This window comes from Pseudomonas sp. Fl4BN1 (genome assembly GCF_009908285.1).
In the GTDB taxonomy this organism is placed as follows: domain Bacteria; phylum Pseudomonadota; class Gammaproteobacteria; order Pseudomonadales; family Pseudomonadaceae; genus Aquipseudomonas.
In genome coordinates this window covers 2501-5721 of the sequence record NZ_JAAARM010000071.1, presented here as the reverse complement: position 1 = coordinate 5721, position 3221 = coordinate 2501, and the positions used below count along the sequence as shown (strand labels likewise).

The following is a 3221-nucleotide window of genomic DNA, read 5'->3' as shown; positions in this document are numbered from 1 at the left end:
ACAAAACCCCAACTGCTTTCGCAATTGGGGTTTCGGAATTTAATCTTGACGATGACCTACTCTCACATGGGGAAACCCCACACTACCATCGGCGATGCATCGTTTCACTACTGAGTTCGGGATGGGATCAGGTGGTTCCAACGCTCTATGGTCGTCAAGAAATTCGGTAGCCAGCTCGTTTACCTTACGGTCAACGTTCCAGCGAATGGGTATGTAATAGATTTGTGTGTTACGCAAACTTTCGGTCTGTATCGTCTTCACACACCGCAATCTGGTGCCTTTTCAGGTCAGCAAATTGCTTGGGTGTTATATGGTCAAGCCTCACGGGCAATTAGTATTGGTTAGCTCAACGCCTCACAGCGCTTACACACCCAACCTATCAACGTCGTAGTCTTCGACGGCCCTTTAGGGAACTCAAGGTTCCAGTGAGATCTCATCTTGAGGCTAGTTTCCCGCTTAGATGCTTTCAGCGGTTATCTATTCCGAACATAGCTACCCGGCAATGCCACTGGCGTGACAACCGGAACACCAGAGGTTCGTCCACTCCGGTCCTCTCGTACTAGGAGCAGCCCCTCTCAAATCTCAAACGTCCACGGCAGATAGGGACCGAACTGTCTCACGACGTTCTAAACCCAGCTCGCGTACCACTTTAAATGGCGAACAGCCATACCCTTGGGACCGGCTTCAGCCCCAGGATGTGATGAGCCGACATCGAGGTGCCAAACACCGCCGTCGATATGAACTCTTGGGCGGTATCAGCCTGTTATCCCCGGAGTACCTTTTATCCGTTGAGCGATGGCCCTTCCATACAGAACCACCGGATCACTAAGACCTACTTTCGTACCTGCTCGACGTGTCTGTCTCGCAGTCAAGCGCGCTTTTGCCTTTATACTCTACGACCGATTTCCGACCGGTCTGAGCGCACCTTCGTACTCCTCCGTTACTCTTTAGGAGGAGACCGCCCCAGTCAAACTACCCACCATACACTGTCCTCGATCCGGATAACGGACCTGAGTTAGAACCTCAAAGTTGCCAGGGTGGTATTTCAAGGATGGCTCCACGCGAACTGGCGTCCACGCTTCAAAGCCTCCCACCTATCCTACACAAGCAAATTCAAAGTCCAGTGCAAAGCTATAGTAAAGGTTCACGGGGTCTTTCCGTCTAGCCGCGGATACACTGCATCTTCACAGCGATTTCAATTTCACTGAGTCTCGGGTGGAGACAGCGCCGCCATCGTTACGCCATTCGTGCAGGTCGGAACTTACCCGACAAGGAATTTCGCTACCTTAGGACCGTTATAGTTACGGCCGCCGTTTACCGGGGCTTCGATCAAGAGCTTCGCGTTAGCTAACCCCATCAATTAACCTTCCGGCACCGGGCAGGCGTCACACCCTATACGTCCACTTTCGTGTTTGCAGAGTGCTGTGTTTTTAATAAACAGTCGCAGCGGCCTGGTATCTTCGACCGGCATGAGCTTACGGAGCAAGTCCTTCACCCTCACCGGCGCACCTTCTCCCGAAGTTACGGTGCCATTTTGCCTAGTTCCTTCACCCGAGTTCTCTCAAGCGCCTTGGTATTCTCTACCCAACCACCTGTGTCGGTTTGGGGTACGGTTCCTAGTTATCTGAAGCTTAGAAGCTTTTCTTGGAAGCATGGCATCAACCACTTCGTCACCTAAAAGGTAACTCGTCATCAGCTCTCGGCCTTAGAATCCCGGATTTACCTAAGATTCCAGCCTACCACCTTAAACTTGGACAACCAACGCCAAGCTGGCCTAGCCTTCTCCGTCCCTCCATCGCAATAACTAGAAGTACAGGAATATTAACCTGTTTTCCATCGACTACGCTTTTCAGCCTCGCCTTAGGGACCGACTAACCCTGCGTCGATTAACGTTGCGCAGGAAACCTTGGTCTTTCGGCGTGGGTGTTTTTCACACCCATTGTCGTTACTCATGTCAGCATTCGCACTTCTGATACCTCCAGCAAGCTTCTCAACTCACCTTCACAGGCTTACAGAACGCTCCTCTACCGCATCACTTACGTGATACCCGTAGCTTCGGTGTATGGTTTGAGCCCCGTTACATCTTCCGCGCAGGCCGACTCGACTAGTGAGCTATTACGCTTTCTTTAAAGGGTGGCTGCTTCTAAGCCAACCTCCTAGCTGTCTAAGCCTTCCCACATCGTTTCCCACTTAACCATAACTTTGGGACCTTAGCTGACGGTCTGGGTTGTTTCCCTTTTCACGACGGACGTTAGCACCCGCCGTGTGTCTCCCATGCTCGGCACTTGTAGGTATTCGGAGTTTGCATCGGTTTGGTAAGTCGGGATGACCCCCTAGCCGAAACAGTGCTCTACCCCCTACAGTGATACATGAGGCGCTACCTAAATAGCTTTCGAGGAGAACCAGCTATCTCCGAGCTTGATTAGCCTTTCACTCCGATCCACAGGTCATCCGCTAACTTTTCAACGGTAGTCGGTTCGGTCCTCCAGTTAGTGTTACCCAACCTTCAACCTGCCCATGGATAGATCGCCCGGTTTCGGGTCTATTCCCAGCGACTAGACGCCCTATTAAGACTCGCTTTCGCTACGCCTCCCCTATTCGGTTAAGCTCGCCACTGAAAATAAGTCGCTGACCCATTATACAAAAGGTACGCAGTCACAGAACAAAGTCTGCTCCCACTGCTTGTACGCATACGGTTTCAGGATCTATTTCACTCCCCTCTCCGGGGTTCTTTTCGCCTTTCCCTCACGGTACTAGTTCACTATCGGTCAGTCAGTAGTATTTAGCCTTGGAGGATGGTCCCCCCATATTCAGACAAGGTTTCTCGTGCCCCGTCCTACTCGATTTCATGACTAAGAGATTTTCGCGTACAGGGCTATCACCCACTATGGCCGCACTTTCCAGAGCGTTCCGCTAATCTCAAAGCCACTTAAGGGCTAGTCCCCGTTCGCTCGCCACTACTAAGGGAATCTCGGTTGATTTCTTTTCCTCAGGGTACTTAGATGTTTCAGTTCCCCTGGTTCGCCTCTTGCACCTATGTATTCAGTACAAGATAACCATCTTATGATGGCTGGGTTCCCCCATTCAGACATCTCCGGATCAAAGTCTGTTTGCCGACTCCCCGAAGCTTTTCGCAGGCTACCACGTCTTTCATCGCCTCTGACTGCCAAGGCATCCACCGTATGCGCTTCTTCACTTGACCATATAACCCCAAGCAATCT

General features: G+C 51.4%; 2 rRNA genes. Both read right to left on the bottom strand.

The features are described from left to right. Positions 1 to 43 precede the first annotated feature (43 nt). A 5S ribosomal RNA gene (gene rrf / locus GV818_RS33485) occupies positions 44 to 159 on the bottom strand. Between the two features lie 151 nt (positions 160 to 310). Further along, positions 311 to 3202, bottom strand: a 23S ribosomal RNA gene (locus GV818_RS33480). Positions 3203 to 3221: the final 19 nt, after the last annotated feature.